This window comes from Desulfobacter curvatus DSM 3379, from assembly GCF_000373985.1.
Lineage (GTDB): Bacteria > Desulfobacterota > Desulfobacteria > Desulfobacterales > Desulfobacteraceae > Desulfobacter > Desulfobacter curvatus.
This window is the reverse complement of sequence record NZ_KB893068.1, coordinates 1-16,330: the sequence shown is the minus strand read 5'-3', so window position 1 is coordinate 16,330 and position 16,330 is coordinate 1. Positions and strand designations below refer to the sequence as shown.

The 16,330-nt window shown below is 47.7% G+C and carries 17 protein-coding genes; 15 read left to right on the top strand and 2 right to left on the bottom strand.

Going from position 1 to position 16,330, the window contains the following annotated elements; translation table 11 throughout:
- Positions 1–21: 21 nt before the first annotated feature.
- Together B147_RS0115405 and B147_RS0115400 are read right to left on the bottom strand one after the other, a co-directional pair.
- Positions 22–2,700, bottom strand: a complete 2,679-nt coding sequence (locus tag B147_RS0115405) for an efflux RND transporter permease subunit (protein ID WP_020588093.1) — start codon at positions 2,698–2,700, stop codon at positions 22–24.
- A 244-nt stretch (positions 2,701–2,944) separates the two neighbouring features.
- Positions 2,945–3,403: a MarR family winged helix-turn-helix transcriptional regulator gene (locus B147_RS0115400; protein ID WP_020588092.1), complete on the bottom strand. Its 459-nt coding sequence runs from the start codon at positions 3,401–3,403 to the stop codon at positions 2,945–2,947.
- 297 nt (positions 3,404–3,700) lie between these two features.
- On the opposite strand from B147_RS0115400, the gene B147_RS0115395 reads away from it, so the two are divergent.
- From B147_RS0115395 to B147_RS32935, 15 genes are all read left to right on the top strand, one after another.
- Positions 3,701–4,234, top strand: a complete 534-nt coding sequence (locus B147_RS0115395; RefSeq protein WP_020588091.1) for a nitroreductase family protein — start codon at positions 3,701–3,703, stop codon at positions 4,232–4,234.
- Positions 4,235–4,426: 192 nt separating this feature from the next.
- The gene (locus tag B147_RS0115390) at positions 4,427–5,779 is read left to right on the top strand and encodes a TolC family protein (RefSeq protein ID WP_020588090.1); all 1,353 of its coding nucleotides are present in this window, start codon (positions 4,427–4,429) and stop codon (positions 5,777–5,779) included.
- Positions 5,779–5,991: a hypothetical protein gene (locus B147_RS30435; RefSeq protein WP_020588089.1), complete on the top strand. Its 213-nt coding sequence runs from the start codon at positions 5,779–5,781 to the stop codon at positions 5,989–5,991. The genes B147_RS0115390 and B147_RS30435 overlap by 1 nt, the downstream gene beginning before the upstream one ends.
- Complete coding sequence (locus B147_RS33190; RefSeq protein ID WP_026259684.1) at positions 5,957–6,772, top strand: efflux RND transporter permease subunit; 816 nt, start codon at positions 5,957–5,959, stop codon at positions 6,770–6,772. The genes B147_RS30435 and B147_RS33190 overlap by 35 nt, the downstream gene beginning before the upstream one ends.
- Positions 6,765–7,604 (top strand): efflux RND transporter permease subunit, encoded by an 840-nt coding sequence (locus B147_RS33185; protein WP_026259683.1) that lies wholly within the window; start codon positions 6,765–6,767, stop codon positions 7,602–7,604. The genes B147_RS33190 and B147_RS33185 overlap by 8 nt, the downstream gene beginning before the upstream one ends.
- Positions 7,605–8,637: 1,033 nt before the next feature.
- Positions 8,638–9,516, top strand: coding sequence for a hypothetical protein (locus B147_RS0115370; RefSeq protein WP_157237909.1), 879 nt, complete (start codon positions 8,638–8,640; stop codon positions 9,514–9,516).
- Positions 9,517–9,521: 5 nt separating this feature from the next.
- Entirely contained in the window at positions 9,522–9,818 is a 297-nt protein-coding gene (locus B147_RS0115365) for a PqqD family protein (protein ID WP_020588087.1), read from the top strand.
- Entirely contained in the window at positions 9,806–10,303 is a 498-nt protein-coding gene (locus B147_RS0115360) for a S24/S26 family peptidase (protein WP_020588086.1), read from the top strand. Before B147_RS0115365 ends, B147_RS0115360 begins: the two co-directional genes overlap by 13 nt.
- Positions 10,290–11,420, top strand: coding sequence for a radical SAM protein (locus B147_RS0115355; protein WP_157237908.1), 1,131 nt, complete (start codon positions 10,290–10,292; stop codon positions 11,418–11,420). The genes B147_RS0115360 and B147_RS0115355 overlap by 14 nt, the downstream gene beginning before the upstream one ends.
- A 248-nt stretch (positions 11,421–11,668) precedes the next feature.
- Positions 11,669–12,349, top strand: a complete 681-nt coding sequence (locus tag B147_RS0115345) for a PEP-CTERM sorting domain-containing protein (RefSeq protein ID WP_020588083.1) — start codon at positions 11,669–11,671, stop codon at positions 12,347–12,349.
- A gap of 267 nt (positions 12,350–12,616) precedes the next feature.
- On the top strand, positions 12,617–13,486 hold the full coding sequence (gene rfbA, locus B147_RS0115340; protein WP_020588082.1) for a glucose-1-phosphate thymidylyltransferase RfbA: 870 nt from the start codon (positions 12,617–12,619) through the stop codon (positions 13,484–13,486).
- Position 13,487: 1 nt separating this feature from the next.
- Positions 13,488–14,030 carry a dTDP-4-dehydrorhamnose 3,5-epimerase gene (gene rfbC / locus B147_RS0115335; protein WP_020588081.1) on the top strand — a complete coding sequence of 181 codons (543 nt, stop codon included), beginning with the start codon at positions 13,488–13,490 and terminating at the stop codon, positions 14,028–14,030.
- Entirely contained in the window at positions 14,027–14,887 is an 861-nt protein-coding gene (rfbD, locus tag B147_RS0115330; protein ID WP_020588080.1) for a dTDP-4-dehydrorhamnose reductase, read from the top strand. Before rfbC ends, rfbD begins: the two co-directional genes overlap by 4 nt.
- Positions 14,884–15,978 carry a dTDP-glucose 4,6-dehydratase gene (gene rfbB, locus B147_RS0115325; protein ID WP_020588079.1) on the top strand — a complete coding sequence of 365 codons (1,095 nt, stop codon included), beginning with the start codon at positions 14,884–14,886 and terminating at the stop codon, positions 15,976–15,978. Before rfbD ends, rfbB begins: the two co-directional genes overlap by 4 nt.
- Before the next feature lie 54 nt (positions 15,979–16,032).
- A partial coding sequence (locus B147_RS32935; RefSeq protein ID WP_245569028.1) for an AAA family ATPase occupies positions 16,033–16,330 on the top strand: 298 nt, incomplete at its 3' end.

The following is a 16,330-nucleotide window of genomic DNA, read 5'->3' as shown; positions in this document are numbered from 1 at the left end:
TCTTTTTTTACCTTTGTTGTCTTAGGATGTTTGAATCAATTCGTTGTTTTCAGTTTCTCCCTTCGTTTTTTTTCCGGGATAAAGCCCTTTGAAAAAAATTTTCTCACCAATGGTCAAGATAGCTGGCAGTGCAAAAAGGGTAATAAGCCCCGAGCATGACAGGATCATGAAAAGCATGACGCCAGTGGTCTTGTAGGGAACAAGGGAAGCGACCAGCAGGGGCAGAAACCCGATGGCAATGACCAGGACATTCCGGCTGATGGCCCGGGCCGGTTCACCGAACATATGGCCTACCACCTGCTCCCAGGATCCTTTTTCCCGGTACCCTGCCCTGGCGCGTTCAAGAAAATGAATGGCAAAATCCACGGCCATACCGATGGACAGGGCGCTAAGTACTGCAATGGGCAGGTCATAATCCTTCCCCACGATACCTGTAATGCCGTAGATGGTCCCCAGGGTGATGGTCAGGGGCACCATGCAGATCCCACCCCACAGCAGGGAACGGAACAGGTATGACATCATGATGAATACAATCAGGAAACTGCCGGCAAATGATTTCAAAAAACCCCAGACCAGCTTGCCCTCAAGCACCAGGTTGATGTAATGCAAGCCGGCCCACCGGTAGGTCAGCGAGGCAGGCAGGGGATTGGCCTCAACATAGGACCGGACTTCGGCCACGGTTGCTTTTGTGTTGATGCTGTCACCGGTGGGAAACTGCAGCCAGATGTTGGCCTGGGAATAGTCTGGCGTGACCATGTGCCACAGATCGTTGGGCCTGTGGCTCTGCTGGTATTGCAGGTAACATTCGGAAACACTCTGGAACCGCCGGGGAATGACAAAGCTTTCAGGGCGGCCGTCGGTGAGTTCCTGGTTGACCTTGCGGACCACATCCGCCACAGAGCTTGCTTTGCCGATTAAGCCGGTCTCCAGCAGGTGGGACTGGAGATCCGCCATATAGGAGAGCACATCCGGGCGCTTGAACGGCTTGTTCCTTTCCCTTTCCAACCCGAAAAATACCTGGAGTTCCCCCAGGGTAAAGCCGGTATCTTCGGATACGCAGGCAGCCATTTTGTCCAGATGTTGCTCTACATTGTCCACAAAATCCTTAAAATCACTGGAACCGGCGGCAATGGCAGGCAGGGTAAGGGCAACCGTATGGGCAAGTTCCGGGGCCTGGGGAAACTCGTTTTCAATGGTCAGGGCAAATTTCTCCAGCCCCCTGGTCAGGTTTTGAATTTCGGACGTATCCGGGCTGGGCCGCCCGGGGCTTTCAAGTACCAGGTAGGCCATATAGGTACCGCCGAAATGATTGTTCAAAGCGATATCTGCCTGGCGTATGGGATGGCTTAAGTCAAAACGTTTGGCATAATTGTCGTTGATCCGTATCTGGCTGATGCCCCACACCGACACCAGGATCGCGGCAAGCAGAAGTACGAGAATGGACTTCGCGCGCCTGTGGGTCAGGCGGCCCAGGGCTGCCAGGGGACGGACCAGCCAGCTTTTTTTGTTGCCTTGTGCGGACAGACCAAAATCCGCCAAGGCTTTTTCGGGTGTCATCATGATGTAGGCCGGAACAAAAAATATGGTCACGATCCAGGCAATCATGACTCCGATACCGAGGAAAAGTCCGAAAACCCGTGCTGGTGGAATCGGGGCCAGGGTCAGTGAGAGAAATCCCGCCGCAGTTGTCAAAGAAGTATAAAGCATGGGGGCAAACAGGGTGGACATAACCTGGCGCAGGATTTTTTTCCGCCCCTTTTCCCGGGTGTAGACGTCAAAGAATTCAGACAGGACATGCACGGAATCCACCATGGCGATGGACATCAGAAAAATGGGGAGCATGGAACTTAGAATATGAACCGGAAATCCAACGGCAATCATCAGGCCCATGGCGGCAACAATGGAAACCGTCGCAATTATCATGGGTAAAATGACGATACGCCATTTGCGGAAAAACAAAAAAAGCAGTGCAAAGATCACGGCCATGGCAAGGGGGGAAGCTGTGCTCATCTGGGTAAACATTTCAACACCAATGGCGCCTTCAGCCACAGGGAGACCTGTAATATGGAACTGGTCATCCCCTGTGAATGTCCCGGTCTTTTCCTGCAAAGCCTTGTACACCCTGTAGCTGAGCAGCTTATCTGTCAGCGGCAGATAGATACAGATTGCCCGCCCGTCCTCTGAAATCATCTGGCCTTTGAGAAGGGGGTTGGAAAGGGCCTTTTGCCTGATTTCAATGGCTTGTTCCCTGGTCTTGGGCGGTTTTTCCATCAACCATTCGAATTTTATGGTCCCTGGCCCCTGACGGCTCATATGATCCACCAGGGAGGGAGCAATCATATCCGCCTCAATAACGCCGGACATTCTTGCTGAATTATTTTCATCCGGCCACTGAAGTGTTTTGGCAAATTCCGTCAGCTCATAGATCCGTTTCAGGGTATTCGGGTTGAACACCCCGTTGGGGTCTTTTTCATTGATCACGCCCAGTACCACTGTATCGCTGAGGTCAAAGCGTTTTTTTGCCGTATTGTGGAACACCCGGGCAGGTTCATTTACTTCAAGCATGTTTTCCGGATCCGTATCCATTTTCACCCAGGGGAAAAAGGCACCGGTAACCAGGGTGAGCAACAGGGTGCAGGCCATGACCAGTCTGTAATGTGTGATTGAAAAATCAATAATACGTTCTTTAAAGGGTTTCATTTCTACCTCATAATTAAAGTTAAGTTGCTTAACTATTTATGTAAAAAAATTTAATACACACTAATTAGCCGCTTAGACTACGTAATTCCTGAGCGGCAGCGCTCCGTGTTTGGGCGTAAAGTTGCCCAGATGCAAGGCGCCAAAAAAATTGTAACCGGAGCAACCTGGAAGGTTGTGAGGCCCGATCTTATGATTTGGCAACTTTTTCTTCAACGCCGCAGGCGGGTGACTTTGCGTTCAAACACTACTTGGTCAACCGGCCATCCATAATGGTATTCAGCCTGCCCAGCAACTCGTTCAATTGTATAAGCACACTGATCTCCACACTGTCCATGGTTTCAAGAACCTGTGAAAGATCCTTGCCATGCATCTTTGCGTGGGCTTCAAAGGCCTGCCACCCCAAAGGCGTCAGGGAAAGCTGTAATTCCTTATTGCTGTGGCCGGCCTGCTTTTTGACCACAAATCCCTGCCGGGTCAGTTTTGACACCAGTTGGGAGGCCGCACTTTTGGTAAACCCGAAATGGTCGGCGATCTGTGTAACATTCACACACCGGTTTTCGCCTATGCTTTCAATGGCATGGGCTTCCCGGGTTGAAATGTTGATATCATTAGTAACCGCAATGGGCAACGCTTCCACTTCGGCAAATTTGCGGGTGACCTGCATCAGATTGTTGACAATCTTTTTTTTCAGCTCCTGATTCATGGTTATAAAATATAAAGTAGCTTAACTATTTTGGCAAGCTTTTTTTGTATAACGGCCACGGGCCGTCCTTGGTCTATCTACACCCAGGCTTCGGCCCACAACAAAGATAGAAAGAATCCAGTTAATTGCTGGCGACTTCATATAAAAATCCATCCCATGAAAGAGAATCGAAAGGGATAGCCCAAGAGATAAAAAGGCAGATGACCAAATAATTGTCTTACATATGCAAAAAACTGGTTAGAATGTTATAAAGAGTGCTTTAGAGCAGTATAAAGATTGTTAAAAACAGGAGTAAACATGTTTATTGAATTATTGCGTAAAAGAAGAAGTATCCGGCAGTTTAAGGATAAACCCGTAAGTGATGAACAGTGCGATATGCTGATCGAAGCCGCACTTCGGTCTCCAAGTTCCCGGGGCTTTAATCCATGGCAGTTTGTGGTGGTTAAGGACAAGGCACGCCTCGAACAATTGTCCCAGGCTAAATCCCATGGCGCTGCGTTTTTAAAAAATGCGCCGTTGGCCATCGTCGTATGTGCCGACACATCCAAAAGCGATGTCTGGATTGAGGATGCCTCCATTGCCGCCATTATTATTCATCTGGCTGCGGCGGATTTAGGTCTTGGCTCCTGCTGGGCACAGATGCGTCTGCGCAGCCGTGACGACGGCTCTTCGGCCTCGGATTATATTTCAAATATTCTTGATTTGCCCGAACATATCCAGGTGCAGGCGGTTATCGGTATCGGCCATCCTGCAAATGAAATGGATGGGCATGATGCGAGCACGCTTTTATATGATCAGGTCAGTTACGAGAAATTCAATCAGCCCGGCTAAAATGTAGTTTTCCTACTTTCAAGGTCCCCAGTAACTCATAAATTTGCAGGTGCGGTGTGTTGTAATCGCATCTGCAAAAATAATCTTTCCGTGTTAACCCCGTCTTAACCTCCCGTCAGTTATATCCTTATTATACCATCACGATATGTTTTGAAAAATCGTGGTGAAAAAATGACATGGAGAATAGTTAAGATGACACTTAAATCGGCATGCATACAACTTGTGCTGCTTAGCCTGTTCACCCTTTCGGCCTGTGTATCCAGTTCAAATCCGGATTATGGGGTCAAGGTTGTGCAGGAACAAGCGAAAATTGCACAATGGAGCAATCTTGACGGCGCACAGCCCATCACCATCTTGGGGGATTTGATTCAATCCGATGAACTTGACAGCCTGGTGGAAAAGGGCCTGGCTGCCAATCCCGGTCTTGCACAGACTCTTTTAACCTTAAAAATTCGTCAGGCTGAATATCGTAAGGCTCAAGGCGCGCGACTGCCCGAGGTGTCCGCAGGCCATTCAGCACTCAGGGAAGAGGACCAGGACGATGTGTACACGGGAACCGCCACGGTGAGCTGGGAACTGGATTTATGGCGCAAGCTGGCGGACAGTGCCAAAGCCGCCTCAAAGGATGTCCAAGAACAGCAGATGCTGTATCAATCCGCTCGGGATACCTTGGCAGCAGAGATCATGACCGGATGGCTGGAACTTACATCGGCAAAGAAAAATATCGCCATTGAGCAGAAGCGTATTGATGTGCTTGAAAAAACGGAAAACTATACCAGACAGCGCTACCGCAGCGGACTGGGCACTCTGGAGGATCTGGATACGGCCAGAACTGCCACGGCTTCGGCCAGGGCAACCCTGGAAAAATACAAGGAAACCCTGGCCCAGCAGCAACGCGCCCTTACCAGGCTTTTGGGCGATCCCAATGCTGACATCACCATGTCCGGAGATTATACCAATGTGATCGTACCGTTGGCAGATTTTCCCGAGCAGACCCCGCAGCGCAGGCCGGATCTGAAAGCGGCATTTTTGGCCATTGAATCGGCCGATTTGAATGCGGATGTGGCATATAAGGATCTTTTGCCCAGCATCAGTCTTGAGGCATCCCTTGAGGATATCGCTTCAACCCCAGGCTCCGCGCTGTTCACAAGTCCGGTATGGTCACTTCTGGGACAGCTCACGGCGCCTTTGTTCCAGGGCGGGCAACTCAAAGCTAAGGCTGAGATTGCGGATCTGGAAACCGCTCAGGCCTTTGAGGCGTATCGGGAAACCTTGTATACCGCTGTCCAGGAAATTGAAGACGCCATGGGACTTGAACGATCTTTAAAAAAACAGCAGGTTCATATTGAAACCGCCCTATCCAAGGCCGAAGATTCCCTTGTCCAGTATCAGAAGAGTTATCGCCAGGGCTTTTCGGACATGCTGGATCTGCTCACTGTCCAGACCCAGACCTTTGATCTTGCCATTCAACTGAACAACCTTACATATGACCGCCTGGCCAACCGGGTTACCCTCGGGCTGGCACTGGGCATTGGAGCAAAATAATGATTAGACGTATTTCCCAGATCGTGGTTCTTCTGGTTGACGTTGGTCTTCTGATCGGCCTTGTCTTTTATATCCAGGGGGCCATCAAGGCCCAGGCCAATATGCCGGTTCCGGAAAAAGAAGAAGTAAGCGTGCATCCTGAAGTGTCTGTTACCTCGGTGTCCACCGGCAGCTACAATGCACAGATTATCCAATTTTCCCACCGATGCTGACAAGCTGGTCATTGAAAAGGCGGAACGTGAGGAGCATACCCTATGGCTCCAGCTTTACGTGGAGGTGAGCCGCCATATCCTGCAGACCCTGGCCGAAGAACTTAAAGATGATCTTTTAGCCAATGCCAATGTGAACCGGGTGGAGATCTCCGGCGACCTTGATCCCATAATCAGTGTTGAGATTGACAAGGCCCAGCTTCAGTCCTACGGGTTGTCCCTGTCCGATGTGGAAGATGCCATCAACAATGAATCGGGAAGTTCACGCACGGCAGTGCTGCGGGATAAAAACCTGTATCTGCAGCTCAAAGCTTCGGAACAGGCCTACCTGAAAGAGGAGTTTGCCGCCATCCCCCTGGTCACCCTTGAGGACGGCAGCCGGATTCGTTTGGGAGATGTTGCTAAAATTGACGATACCTTTGATGATGAAACGCCTATGCTTTGCCGTTTTAACGGTCATGCCAGCATCGCTTTGCAGGTCATTACCACGGGCCTGCCCTTTATTTTTTTCGGCACCCTGTATTTCATGGGGAACAGCTTTGCAGGGCTTTCTTTGAATGAATTCACAACGTTCGGCTTTATCATGGCTTTAGGTATTGTGGTGGATGATGCCGTGGTTATCGGCGAAAGCATCTACACCCTGCGCTCCAAGGCCGGCGATACCATTGAAAACACCATCCGGGGCGCCCAGGCTGTGGCCATTCCCACCCTGTTTGGTGTGCTGACCACAGTGGCCAGTGGCGGTCTTTTAGGCCATTTCCCAGGTCAGCGGCCACATGGGTGAGCTCTACTCCCAGTTTGCCACCGTCGTTACCATCTGCCTGGTGCTGTCGGTGATTGAATCAAAACTAATCCTGCCTTCCCATCTGGCACATCTTAACACGCGCCAGACCCCTGGAAAAAATCCAATACAACGTAGCTGGATGTGGGTGCAGAAAATCACCGACCAGAGCCTGAATCTGGTGAACGAACACATTTACGGCCCCCTTATCAAGATCGCCCTTCACCACCGGTATGCCGTGTTAGTGGTGTTTGTCGGCATTTTTATCTTTGTCATTTCCATGCCCCTGACCGGCATGGTGCGTATGAGTTTTTTCCCGGATATTCCCGGCGATACGGTGCGGGCGGAACTGACCATGAAAAATGATGCAAGCTACGGCCAGACCCATGCGGCTTTAACTCTTCTGGAGTCAAGGGCACATGAGGCGGACCGGGAGCTACTACATGCCAAAGATGACGAAAACAGTGCCATTGAGTATCTGCAGGTGCTGTCCGAAGCAGATCAGTCCGGGTCTGTGAAACTGCAGCTGACCAAGGATGCGCTTCGTATTGAACTACGTTCCAGTGATGATACCGTCCTCACCCAGGCAGGAGAGACTTTGAAAAATCAGTCATCCATAATTTCTGCGGTGAGCGGCATTGAAGACAACCTGGAACCAGGCCAACCCCAGCTCTATATGGAATTGACCCCCCAAGGCCGTGCTTTAGGCTTTAGTACGGACATGCTGGCCGAACAGGTGCTCCAGGCCTTTTCCGGCCAGGTGGTACAGCGGTTCCAGCGCTCAACGGACGAGGTGGAAGTCAAGGTGCGCTATTACCGACACAGATCCAGATAAACTCGCTCACCAGACCCGGCAGAAAAACAAAATCATAGACCGCGTAGATAGAGCCAGCCTGACCATGAAGCACCTGACCCAGACCCTTTTTGTGGCTGGGACAGAATGAACACGCCCAACTGCCGACTTCGGAGATATCCCAGGGGAAGACGATACGGTCAGGGATCTGGGGTTTGGACTGGGTCTGCAGCTGACCCGGCAGTTGTGCGACAAGCTTGGCTGGTCCTATACCAGCCGGGAGGAAGACGGTCGGCACCGGGCTTGCATTATTTTTAAAAGCAAGGTGCAAATTTCGTAACTCGTAATGAATATTTCGTAACCATGACGCCGATATCGTGGTGTTAAAACGGGTGATACGTTGAAAACATCGTATAGTAGAGGGTGGTACATGATTTGCAATGAAGCTGCGATGTGAAAGTATGTCGTTTTGTAATAGGGACAATTAATCAAAAACACCTTACATCCTGACTATATGCTCATATTTTTTTGTTAAAGTGATTAAGGCCGAAAGAGTTCATTTAGTCCTCACCGTTGCATATAGCAGCCATGGGCAGATCGGGTTTATCGGCTCCTAAGCTCACCCTGCAAGAAAAAATGAAAGATCTGTGTCGGTTACACATACTTTCATACAAAAGAGTTGTATTAGAAAAATTGTCGCTTCTATCTGTTGTGAGTGACGGGGCGGAGCTATATTATTCCAATCTGTTTCTTGGGATATGTCACCGGGTGTCATGCTTTAAACTCACATTATTTAAAATCAAATGGGCCCCTCCTAAATAGACGAATTAAAAATTATGATTCGTTCAATATTAAACCCATGTTAGATCAAAATTTTTAATTTAATTAACCTTGACAGGCGAAATTTCCTATTCTATATTCTGCAAAAAGAGTCGCCTATAGTTTGTATTTAAAAATCAAATAATATAAAGATATAATAAATTCGATCGGTTTTCGGTGCTAAGTAATGTGACCGACAATGCGAAGCTATGTTTTCAGTAGCTTTTCTTTTTTTTTCATAGGGATTTTTTTAGTTGTGCATAAGATATTCTTTCAAATTGCAGGCATGAGCATTGAGGTGTTAAGTGATCTGCCATTCTCAAACACCACCCTCAGTCCAAAATTTAAAAATTTTGAGATAAACAGCCCTTTAGAGGAAAATATTGTCCTTCACCATCGGTTTGAAACATGCAAGACAATACCAAGGCCTGAAAATCGGGTTTATTTGAAACCACCTTGGGCTGTTTACCACCAGGACGGCCAATGGATTTATCAATGGATCAAAGCTGACCCTCCCCATGAGAACTATTTTAGAACCGTTGTTACCGACAAGGAGCACTCGTTTTTGGATATCTACAATGATAATAGTATGAAAGAACAATTTCTCAAGGGCGGATTAACCAGTTTGACCATGTTTCCCACAGACCAGATTCTCATGGGACGCATCCTTGCATATAAAAACGGTTGTATCATGCACTCCCTGGGCGTAAGCTTAGATAAACAGGGCCTTTTATTTGTAGGCCACTCGGACGCCGGTAAATCCACCATGGCCGGTATCATGAAGCAAGGAGCAGATATCCTTTGTGATGATCGCAACATCGTACGAAAAAAAGACGATAACTATTTTGTTTCCGGTACCTGGAGCCACGGAGACGTTCCTGATATCTCCCCGGAAACCGTCCCTTTAAAAGGCATTTTTTTTCTTGAAAAAGCCAACACCAACCAGATTGTCCCTGTCGGAGATAAGCGCCATGCCTTTGAGCGGCTGTTGGCCTGCATGATTCGGCCCCTTGAAACCCGCGACTGGTGGGACAACGCGCTTGATTTTCTGTCCGGTCTTTGTCGGCAGGTTCCCTGCTGGAACCTGCAGTTTGATAAAACAGGCCAAGTCTACAATCTGATGAAAGGAATATAAGTTCAATGGACCTTGATAAAATTTATGCCCCGTCAGACAAAATAATTTCCAGAGATATCATGGGCGAAATCGTCATTGTTCCCATTGAATCGGGCATTGCCGATTTCAGTGATGCGATGTTTTCCTTTAACGAGACAGGCGCCCTTGCCTGGAAATGCATTGAGCAAAAAAAATCAATAAGTCAGATCTGTGCGGCCATTTCCGAAGAGTATGATTCCGGTATGGATCAGATAGAGCGAGGCGTAAAAAAACTCGTCGCCGAACTGCTCGAAAAGGAACTTATTGTTGAATGGACATCCTGAACCCGACAGGCGAACAGTTCTACGCCATGATGACCGCATTTTTCAGCGGGTCCGACAAATACCGGTTCAAGCTCCAGTGCCCGGGATTCAGTATGGCTCCCTTCATCCGTCACGACAGTCTTCTGACCCTGGCGGTTCTTCAATCGTCCCACACTTTGGAAACAGGAGATATCGTCCTTGCAGCCATGCACAAATGCCGGAAAATGGTCGTCCACCGAATTGTTGCCTGTAAAAATAACCGGTACCAGGTAAAAGGCGATAATAATCTGAAAAGTGACGGTTGGTTCAACAGGGAAGATCTGCTGGGCCGGGTCCAGGCTATTGAATTTAACGGTCGGAAAATTATCCCGGTCCCCTGGTCAAACAAATTCATTGCCCGAGCCTCAAAAACAGGACTGCTTAACTATCTGTTTTTGCCCGCAGCCAGGGTAATCAAAAAGATAATCAAAAAACTGACCGGTTATGTACATCATGTACAGGTCTGACAACAAGATATCCATTGCAAGCCTTCCGGTCTGGGAACGGGCCAAAGAAAAAAGAGTTCTTCTCTCCATGGTTATGGATCTAACCGCCCGGTGCAACAACGACTGCGTCCACTGTTACATCAATCGGCCGGCCCATGACCGGCAGGCTCTGGAAAAAGAGTTGACCCTGGATGAGATAAAAGCCATAACGGCCCAGGCTGTGGATTTGGGCGTCCTGTGGATACTTTTAAGCGGCGGCGAACCGCTGTTGCGCCCCGATTTTTCAGAAATTTATACCCACGTCAAAACCCGGGGGGTATTTGTTTCAGTTTTCACTAACGCCTCTCTTGTAACAGATGAGCACATCAGGCTATTTAAAAAGTATCCACCAAGGGAGATTGAGGTGTCCGTCTATGGCACCACCCCGGAAATTCATAAGAGTGTTGTCCGAAAAAACACATTTGAATCAACCATGACGGGTATTAACCGGCTTCTGTCTGCGGGTCTTCCCGTCACCCTGAAGTCCACAATCATGCAGGCCAATTTCTCGGACTTTGATGATATCGCAAATTTTTGTCGATCAAAAACCAGCCGCCTCTTCAGATTTGATCCATGCCTTCAGCTGAGAGCCGATAGAGATCCCCATAGAAATAAATCCATTCTGTCCCAGCGTCTGACTCCAGAGCAGATCGCTGCTTTGGATAAAAAAGACCCGCAACGATACAAGGCGTTGGAGCAAGGTTGCAAAAACCTGGACAACAGCATTGAGCAAGATGCGGACACACTGTTTAAATGTCAGGCAGGCATCAATACCTGCGCCATCGGATGGGATGGTAAATATCAGCTTTGCCCGTCTCTTGTTAACCGGAATTGCACCCTTGATCTTAAAACTCATACATTGGCCCAGGCTTGGAACCATTTCTCCCCTGAGATCCTGAAACGCACCTCAGTGCGCAGCCATTATACCGAAACCTGCGGCACATGCACTCTGCACGACATCTGCGCTTGGTGCCCGGCCCACGCAGACCTGGAAACAGGTCAATTGGACGGCTGCATTCCGTATTTTTGCAAAGTTGCCAAAGAAAGACAAAGGGCGTGGAAAAAATTTGATTATGTTCCTTATCTAAAGCGGACATAGATTAAGTAACAAATACATTCATCTTGGGAAAAAATCCTAAGACAAATTAATTAAAAAAAGGAGAAGTCAATGAAAAAGAAAGTCTACGAAGAACCAAAACTTGTTGTGATCGTTCGTTGCAGGCCCGAAGAAAGCGTACTTGGGGTATGCAAGCAGTCACGACACACATGTGGGACCAGCGACGGCCCCAGCTTTGTGATTGCTGCAAGTTAATTTAATACTATTAAAATCAAATCAGGAGATCTCACATGTTATCAAAGAAGATTAGCCAGTTTTTTTTAGCCATATTTTTTGTAACGTCATTGGCGTGTACGGCTAACGCCACTACAATTGATTATTCAAACTCTTTTTCTTTGTCGGATGGCAGCGACGCTACTATTTTATTCACTATTGACACTGATCAGGGTACTGACAGTTATCCCAGCATGCACAACGGCTTAGATGCTATTGTAACTGGTTATAACGCTTATGACTCGTTGTTCACGATTTCTCTGACAGTAGACGGAACACCCTATTCCGATGACGCCTTTTCCTGGACAGAAGGCTATCCATTAGTCACTCTGAATTCCGATGGGAGCGTTAATGCAATTGAATATTGGGTCACTACTGGAACTAATGGAACCTTGTATGTAATTGAATCCACAAGTGGAACTCCGACATTGACCGCCATTAGTAACACTAACAACTACTCAGGTTTGGATTCTAACGGCGATGGAGTTATTGACGAGGATGGTTATAATGATCTTGGCTCCGACGGTATCACCAATCTTATAGTCGCCAACGCTGACACAAGCGTCACCATCGCAGGGACATGGGCAACTAGCGCGGAATGGCCAGTCAGTGAAATTCCAGAACCCGCTACCTTCACCCTTTTCGGCCTTGGCCTTTTTGGCTTGGCTTGGTTTAGCAGAAGAAGGTCTTTGAAATAACTCCCCAAACACAGGGCTAAATCAACTCCCGTGCTGCTAATAGGTTTGGCCCTGTGCCTTTCTTTTTCTCCTTCCTAAGTGTAAAAAAACGCTACAATACGGCTAAATAAAAATGCGGGGTGAATCCATTCATCCAGTACCGGATAGCTGTTTCTTGGAAAATTAATTGAGACTAAAACGCGTTAATCACAATTATAACATATCAAAACAGGGAGTGTCCTGCAGAATTTCTTTAAACTGATATTATATGTCCCAGTGAGTTAAACCATGCGTAAAGGAATCATACTCGCAGGCGGATCAGGCACCCGCCTGTATCCTCTGACTTATTCGGTCAGCAAGCAACTCATGCCTGTTTATGATAAACCCATGATCTACTATCCCTTGTCAACGCTCATGCTGTCAGGGATAAAAGAGGTCCTTGTCATTACCACTCCCAAAGATCTGGACAACTTTAAATGCCTGCTTGGCAACGGCTCCCAATGGGGATTGTCCATAGATTATGCCGTCCAGTCCTCCCCGGACGGGCTGGCCCAGGCGTTTATTATTGGTGAAGAATTCATTGAAAATGATCCTGTTACCTTAATACTGGGTGATAACATATTTTATGGAGAAGGGCTGTCCTCCAGGCTTCAGACTATCTCCGGTCAGGATAAGGGGGCCACAATTTTCGGATATTATGTCAAAGACCCCAAACGGTACGGCGTTGCCGGATTCGATGCAAACGGCATTGTCACAAGCCTGGAAGAAAAGCCGGCAAATCCCAAATCCAACTATGCCGTAACCGGGTTATATTTTTATGACAATGACGTCATTAACATTGCCAAACAAATCACACCGTCAGCCCGTGGCGAACTTGAAATCACAGATGTCAATAAAACCTACCTTGACCGGGGGCGCCTGACTGTTGAATTGTTCGGCCGCGGCACTGCCTGGCTGGATACCGGTACCCATGAGTCTCTTCTGGATGCAGGACAGTTTATAAAAGTGGTTGAAGACCGCCAGGGCCTAAAAATTGCCTGCCTTGAAGAGATTGCATTCAGAATGGGTTTGGTCGATAAGGAACAACTGGCGCAGCTTGCCGCTCCCATGAAAAAAAACGGATACGGCCAATATCTGCTCAATCTTTTAAGAGAATAAAATGAAATACACGCCTTTATCCATACCCGATGTTGTTTTGATCAAGCCGCAGGTTTTTGGAGACCACAGAGGTTTCTTCTTGGAAACATTTCGTCAGGATGATTTTGAAACCCACGTCGGCAATTATCATTTTGTTCAAGACAACCACAGCAAATCCACAAAGGGTATATTAAGGGGACTTCACTATCAGATCAAACAGCCCCAGGGCAAACTTGTCCGGGTGACATCAGGAACGGTTTTTGACGTGGCGGTGGATATCCGCAAATCATCACCCTGGTTTGGCCAATGGGTGGGTGAAATTCTTTCTGCCGAAAATAAAAATATGCTTTGGGTTCCCCCGGGATTCGCCCATGGATTTTATGTGATGAGTGATGAAGCCGAATTCTCATATAAATGTACGGACTACTACGCCCCACAACATGAGCGCAGCATTCTTTGGAACGATTCTGATATTGCCGTTGACTGGCCTTTGGACAAAGAGCCGGTATTATCCGCAAAAGATGCACAGGCAATAACTCTGGTATCCGCGGAGGTATTCAAATGAAGGTTCTGATTTTAGGCGCCAACGGCCAGTTGGGATGGGAGCTGCAGCGGACATGCCCGGACAATGTCAGCTTGACGGCATGTGATTATCCTGAAATCGACCTGCTTGATTCTCATAGTATCCACACCTGCCTTAAAGCGGCGCAGCCGGACATTCTCGTTAACGCCGCAGCCTATACCGCTGTTGATAAAGCAGAACAGGAAAAAGAGAACGCAGACAAACTTAATCATGGTGCCGTCAGACAAATAGCAGAAATCTGCAGCAGCGATAGAATCCATCTGGTTCATATCTCCACAGACTTTATCTTCAATGGTATGAACCACAAACCCTATCTGCCCCAGGACACTCCGGATCCCATTTCCGTATACGGCGAAACCAAATTAAAAGGAGAACAGGTTGTCCGGGAAATCCTTAATACAAACGCCACCATCATCAGAACAGCCTGGCTTTATTCATCCCATGGCAGCAATTTTGTTAAAAGCATGCTTTCATTGATGGATACAAAACCTGCGCTGAACATCATTGATGAGCAGGTTGGCACCCCAACCTGGGCCAACGGTCTGGCCCGGGCAGTATGGGGCACAATTGAGAAAAAAGTGACCGGAACACATCATTTCACAGATGCCGGCGTAGCATCCTGGTACGACTTTGCCATAGCCATTCAGGAAGAAGCCTTGAACCTGAACCTCATCCGAAAAGAAATACCCATAACGCCCATCCCGGCAAGTCAATACCCGACCCCTGCCAGGCGCCCTTTTTACAGCGTTTTGGATAAAACATCCCTTTGGCAGGCTCTGGAGATAAGCCCAATCCATTGGCGCAAACAACTAAGGTCCATGCTGCAGGAACTCAAATGAAAAACCTTCTCGTCACAGGCGGGGCCGGTTTTATCGGCACCAACTTTGTATATTACTGGCTCGATAAATATCCCGAAGACCATATCGTGGTTCTGGATGCCCTCACCTATGCCGGCAACAAAGCTAACCTGACAGAAGCTGAAAAGAATCCCAAATTCGAATTTGTTCACGGCAATATTTTAGATCAGTCCTTGGTGGAGACTCTCCTGGAAAATCACAATATCGACACAATCGTCCACTTTGCAGCGGAATCCCATGTAGACCGATCCATTCACGGCCCGGATGAATTCATTAACACAAACATCGTTGGCACCCATACCCTGCTCAAAGCCGCTAAAAAGATCTGGCTGGATGCCGACAATAAATCTCATAGATTTCACCATATTTCAACCGACGAAGTGTATGGCACATTAGGGCCCGATGACCCGCCTTTTACGGAATTAACCCCCTATGCGCCCAATTCTCCCTATGCTGCCAGCAAGGCATCCTCCGACCATTTGGTCCGGGCATACCACGAGACCTACGGACTTAACACCACCATCAGTAATTGCTCCAACAACTACGGCCCCTTTCAGTTCCCGGAAAAACTGATCCCCCTTGTAATCATCAATGTCCTATTTAATAAACCCCTGCCAATATACGGTGACGGCAGGCAAATCCGGGACTGGCTCTACGTAGACGACCACAACCGGGGTGTGGACCTGATACTGGAAAAGGGCATACCCGGCCAGACATATAATATCGGCGGCACCAATGAATGGGCAAACATTGATATTGTTCATTTGATTTGCGACCTGCTGCTTAAAAAATTTTCCAACGATACAAGCCTGGCTAAACAATTCGCCAATTCACCTGCAGCACAGGCAAATCATCCAGCCTCCTTGATATCCCACGTAAAAGACAGGGCAGGGCATGACCGGCGGTATGCCATCAATGCCAAAAAGATCAAGAATAATCTTGGATTTATACCCGAAGAATCCTTTGAAACGGGTATCCGCAAAACCCTTACTTGGTTCCTGGACCATCAACCTTGGTGGAATGAACTGCTGGATGTCTCCTATAAAGACTGGATTGCGGTAAACTATGCCTGATCCTATCTGGTGGAACTGATCCAAAAGTTTTAGACAAATAGCGGTAAACCAGTGGTGATTATAGGGGATGAATATAACAAACCCATTCTGAATCATATCGAAAACCCTGCCAAAGCTGAAGAGATGCGGGATACTCTTAAAAGATTCTACTCTGTCATCAAGGACTGTGATCGCTATATCTGGTTCTGTTTTATCACCGGAGTAGGCAAATTCAACAAAAACAGGACTTATTCAACTTGGATTTCGCTTGTTCCCATTTTGAATTTTATAAATTTAAAAATCAATAAAATCGGTCGAAAAAGTCTAATTTTTAGAGCATACACCCAATTTTTTAATATAATTCACCATAATC